This window comes from Herbaspirillum sp. B65, assembly GCF_000333555.1.
GTDB lineage: Bacteria > Pseudomonadota > Gammaproteobacteria > Burkholderiales > Burkholderiaceae_D > Herbaspirillum > Herbaspirillum rubrisubalbicans.
Genome location: NZ_BADI01000646.1, coordinates 1 through 4,870, shown reverse-complemented (window position 1 = coordinate 4,870; position 4,870 = coordinate 1). Strand labels below are relative to the sequence as shown.

General features: G+C 61.2%; 5 protein-coding genes, 1 rRNA gene and 1 pseudogene. 2 read left to right on the top strand and 5 right to left on the bottom strand.

Going from position 1 to position 4,870, the window contains the following annotated elements:
- Nucleotides 1-578 (top strand): 23S ribosomal RNA (locus tag I5W_RS32515); the annotation flags it as partial.
- A gap of 2 nt (nt 579-580) precedes the next feature.
- The gene (locus I5W_RS15290) at nt 581-916 is read left to right on the top strand and encodes an OsmC family protein (RefSeq protein WP_441294728.1); all 336 of its coding nucleotides are present in this window, start codon (nt 581-583) and stop codon (nt 914-916) included.
- A gap of 74 nt (nt 917-990) precedes the next feature.
- Here the strand turns inward: I5W_RS15290 and coq7 are convergent, their stop codons facing one another.
- The 5 genes and pseudogenes from coq7 to I5W_RS15265 form a co-directional block, all read right to left on the bottom strand.
- Nucleotides 991-1,617 carry a 2-polyprenyl-3-methyl-6-methoxy-1,4-benzoquinone monooxygenase gene (coq7, locus tag I5W_RS15285; RefSeq protein ID WP_044529869.1) on the bottom strand — a complete coding sequence of 209 codons (627 nt, stop codon included), beginning with the start codon at nt 1,615-1,617 and terminating at the stop codon, nt 991-993.
- 108 nt (nt 1,618-1,725) lie between these two features.
- Nucleotides 1,726-2,760 (bottom strand): dihydroorotase, encoded by a 1,035-nt coding sequence (gene pyrC, locus I5W_RS15280; RefSeq protein ID WP_044529868.1) that lies wholly within the window; start codon nt 2,758-2,760, stop codon nt 1,726-1,728.
- 223 nt (nt 2,761-2,983) lie between these two features.
- Nucleotides 2,984-3,712 (bottom strand): amino acid ABC transporter ATP-binding protein, encoded by a 729-nt coding sequence (locus tag I5W_RS15275; RefSeq protein ID WP_017452427.1) that lies wholly within the window; start codon nt 3,710-3,712, stop codon nt 2,984-2,986.
- 81 nt (nt 3,713-3,793) lie between these two features.
- Nucleotides 3,794-4,489, bottom strand: a complete 696-nt coding sequence (locus I5W_RS15270; RefSeq protein ID WP_017452428.1) for an amino acid ABC transporter permease — start codon at nt 4,487-4,489, stop codon at nt 3,794-3,796.
- A gap of 3 nt (nt 4,490-4,492) precedes the next feature.
- Nucleotides 4,493-4,870 (bottom strand): annotated as a pseudogene (locus I5W_RS15265) (ABC transporter permease subunit); the annotation flags it as partial.

Genomic DNA, 4,870 nt, shown 5'->3' with positions numbered 1-4,870 from the left:
GGGTGCATAAATGGTGGCTGCGACTGTTTAATAAAAACACAGCACTCTGCAAACACGAAAGTGGACGTATAGGGTGTGACGCCTGCCCGGTGCTGGAAGATTAAATGATGGGGTGCAAGCTCTTGATTGAAGTCCCAGTAAACGGCGGCCGTAACTATAACGGTCCTAAGGTAGCGAAATTCCTTGTCGGGTAAGTTCCGACCTGCACGAATGGCGTAACGATGGCCACACTGTCTCCTCCCGAGACTCAGCGAAGTTGAAATGTTTGTGATGATGCAATCTACCCGCGGCTAGACGGAAAGACCCCATGAACCTTTACTGTAGCTTTGCATTGGACTTTGAACCAATCTGTGTAGGATAGGTGGGAGGCTTTGAAGTAGGGACGCTAGTCTCTATGGAGCCGACCTTGAAATACCACCCTGGTTTGTTTGAGGTTCTAACCTTGGTCCGTTATCCGGATCGGGGACAGTGCAGGACCGGCTTGTCCGGCATGACCTTTACGGCTGAAACGGGTTCGGGCCACCTGCTGACGATGGATGGCGCACCCGACGGCGGTGGCCGCAACCTGGCGCCGCGTCCGATGGAAGTGGTGCTGGCCGGCACCGGCGGCTGCACCGCCTATGACGTGGTGGTGATCCTGCGCAAGAGCGGCCAGGATGTGCGCGGCTGCGATGTGACCCTGAAGTCCGAACGCGCCGAGACCGATCCCAAGGTCTTCACCAAGATCCATTTCCACTTCACCGTGCGTGGCCGCAACCTCAAGACCAATGTGGTGGAACGCGCCATCAAGCTGTCCCACGACAAGTATTGCTCGGCTTCGATCATGCTGGAGAAGACGGCCGAGATGACGCACTCCTTCGAGATCATCGACGACCTGACCGACACTTCCTCGGCCGCCGCCCAACAGCAACAGTAAGCCTAGTCGCGCAGGCCCCAAGAAAAAAGCGGCCACGGCCGCTTTTTTCTTCTACCGGCAAGGCGGATCATCGATCAGATCCGATAAGCCACCGTGGTCATCACCTTGGCCATGAGCTTCATCAGCCCCTTGACCGGCGCCGGCATCTCGGCCGCCCCCAGGTCGCGTGCGGCCTGGCCGTGGGCGATTTCATCGATGCGCATCTGGTCGACGATGGCGCGCGAGCGGTTGTCCTGCGCCGGCAACTTGTCCAGATGCCCTATCAGGTGATGCTCGACCTGGCGCTCGGTCTCGGAGACGAAGCCCAGGTTGCGCGCATCGCCCAGGCGCGCAGCAATGCTGCCCAGCACATAGGCGCCGCCATACCACAGCGGATTGAGCAGACTGGTGTGCGAACCCAGCTCGCGCACACGTTCGGCGGTCCAGGCCAGATGATCCTCTTCCTCGATGCCGGCACGCTCGAAGGCCTGCTTGATCTCGCGGGTCTGGGCAAACCGCCCCTGGGCGTCATAGAGCGCCTGGGCACACACCTCGCCCACATTGTTGACGCGCATCAGCCCGGCCGCATGGCGCTTCTCGGCCTCGCTCATGATCCCGTCCGGCAGGCCGCGCCCGGGATTGGGACGGCTCTCGAAGACCACGCCATTGATCACGCGCAGCGCCTTGTCGAAATCGTTAATCAGTTCATCGACGAATTGCATACACCTCGCCTTTCTCTCGTTGTCAGGGACATCCCGGCCGCCTCGCGCTGCATCGAGCAGGAGGCGAACCGGGGACGAAGGAACATGGCTGATCGGAATTGAAAAAGATCAGACCATCTTCCAGTGGATCTGTTCACCGGCCGACAGCGGCACCACGGTGGCCTCGCCCATGGGCAACTCGGCCGGGATGGACCAGGTCTCGCGCTTCAAGCTCACGGTGCCGGTGTTGCGCGGCAGGTTGTAGAAGTCCGGGCCATTGAAGCTGGCGAAGGCTTCGAACTTGTCCAGCGCGCCGGCGCTATCGAAGGCCTGGGCATACAGCTCCAGCGCGTGCAGGGCGGTGTAGCAACCGGCACAGCCGCAGGCATGTTCCTTGACGCCCTTGGCGTGCGGCGCCGAGTCGGTGCCCAGGAAGAACTTGTCATTACCCGAGGTGGCGGCGGCCACCAGCGCCTTGCGGTGGGTCTCGCGCTTCAAGACCGGCAGGCAGTAGTAATGCGGACGGATGCCGCCCTTGAACATCTCGTTGCGGTTGAACAGCAGGTGGTGCGCCGTGATGGTGGCGGCCGTCGGGCCTTCGCCAGCCAGCACGTAGTCGGCCGCTTCCTTGGTGGTGATGTGTTCGAACACCACCTTCAGCTCGGGCATGGCCTGGCGCAGCGGCTTCATGATGCGATCGATGAAGACCGCTTCGCGGTCGAACAGGTCGATCTCGGGATTGGTCACTTCGCCATGGACCAGGAAGGGCATTCCCACTTCCTGCAATACTTCCAGCGTCTTGTAGCACTTGGACAGATCGGTCACACCAGCATCCGAATTGGTGGTGGCGCCGGCCGGATAGAGCTTGACGGCCTTGACGAAACCGCTGTCCTTGGCACGGCGGATCTCATCGGGCGGAGTATTGTCGGTCAGGTAGAGCACCATCAGCGGCTCGAAGCTCATGCCTGCCGGCAGCGCGGCCAGGATGCGCTGACGATAGGCACCGGCCTGCTCGGTAGTGGTCACCGGCGGCTTCAGGTTGGGCATGACGATGGCGCGCGCGAACTGGCGAGCGGTGTGCGGCAGCACGTCCTGCATGGTGGCGCCGTCGCGCAGGTGCAGGTGCCAGTCGTCCGGGCGGGTGATGGTCAATACGTTGCTCATTGCGGGTCTTTCGGTCTTGGGGTGGGTGTCGGTCTGAGGGTCAGGCGAGGCATCCCGGCGGATGCGGGCTGTGGAGAGCCAGCCGCGATGTCTTCAGGATCGACATTCTACCGTAGCCGTCAAGCACCCCGGAGCACCCGCCCTGCCGCCCTTTTGATATAGCCCAAACGACAAGGGCCGCCCCGTTGCCGGAGCGGCCCTGGCTGCAACAGGACTGGCGCGATCAGTGCGTGATGATCTTGGCCAGGAAGTCGCGTGCGCGTTCCGAACGCGGCGAAGCGAAGAACTCATCCTTGGCACAATCTTCCACCACCACGCCCTTGTCCATGAACACCACGCGGTTGGCGACCTTGCGGGCAAAGCCCATTTCGTGGGTCACCACCATCATGGTCATGCCTTCCTGGGCCAGGCCGACCATGACGTCCAGCACTTCATTGATCATTTCCGGGTCCAGCGCCGAGGTCGGTTCATCGAACAGCATGGCGATCGGATCCATCGACAGCGCACGGGCGATGGCCACGCGCTGCTGCTGGCCGCCGGAGAGCTGGCCGGGGAACTTGTCCTTGTGCGCCAACAGGCCCACGCGGTCCAGGTACTTCAAGCCCTTTTCGGTGGCCTCTTCCTTGGAGCGGCCCAGCACCTTGATCTGGCCGATGGTCAGGTTCTCGCGAATGGACAGGTGCGGGAACAGTTCGAAGTTCTGGAACACCATGCCGATGCGCGCGCGCAGCTTGGACAGGTTGGTCTTGGGGTCACCCACCGAGACACCATCGACGGTGATGGTGCCTTTCTGGAACGGCTCCAGGCCGTTGACGGTCTTGATCAGCGTGGACTTGCCGGAACCGGACGGGCCGCACACCACCACCACGTCACCCTTCTTGACGGAGGTCGAGCAGTCGGTCAGGACCTGGAAGCTGCCGTACCACTTGCTGACATTGTTGAGTTCAATCATTTGTTTCTCCTGGATTTCTGAATTCTGGATTGACTGGCCGCCCGCCTCGCTATAGCGCACCGGCGGCGGCCGTCAAAGGCATTAGCGGATGATGGCGATCTTCTTCTGGAAGCGCTTGACCAGTTGCGACAAGCTGAAACTGAGAATGAAGTAGACCACGGCCACGAACAGGTACATTTCCACCAGACGGCCATCACGCTGAGCGATCTTGGAGGCGCTGGTGACGAAGTCCGGCACCGAACCCAGCACATAGACCAGCGAGACGTCCTGGAACAGCACGATGGTTTGCGTGAGCAGGATCGGCGTCATGTTGCGGAAGGCCTGGGGCAGCACCACGTTGCCCATCATCTGCCAGTAGTTCATGCCGATGGCATAGCCGGCGAACACCTGGCCACGCGGGATGGACTGGATGCCCGAGCGCATGATCTCGCAGTAGTAAGCCGCCTCGAACAGGATGAAGGTGATCAGGGCCGATTCGAAGGCGCCGACCTGGATAGGCTCGGAGGCGCCGATGATCCAGGCACCGATGAAGGGCACCAGGAAGTAGAACCAGAAGATCACCAGCACCAGCGGAATGGAGCGGATCAGGTTGACGTAGGTGGTGGCGATGAAGGAGAGCGGCTTGTTGGACGACAAGCGCATCATGGCCAGCAGCGTACCCAGGATGATGCCGCCGGCCATGGCCGAGAAGGTCAGGATCAGGGTGAACTTCAGGCCGGTCGTAAACAGGTAGACCCAGGAACGCTGGATGACGTCGAAATCGAAATTGCTGAACATGGATCAATGCCCTCCTGCGCTGGTGCTGCCGCCGGTGATGTAGCCCGGAACGGCGGTGACTTTTTCCAGCAGACGCGCCAGGAACAGGGCGATGACGGAAATGATCACGTAGATGACGGTGGCACCGGTGAGCGCCTCGAACGTCTGGAAGGTAAATTCACGCATCGAGTAGGTCGCCGCAGTGAGCTCGACCAAGCCGATGGTCAGTGCCACCGAACTGTTCTTGATGATGGCGGCAAACTCGTTGGTCAGTGCCGGGATGATGATGCGGAAAGCCATCGGCNAGAGCACATAGCGATAGGTCTGCACCGGNCGTCAGCCCAGTGCGGCACCGGCCATGCGCTGGCCGCGCGGCAGTGCCTGGATGCCGGTGGTCACCTG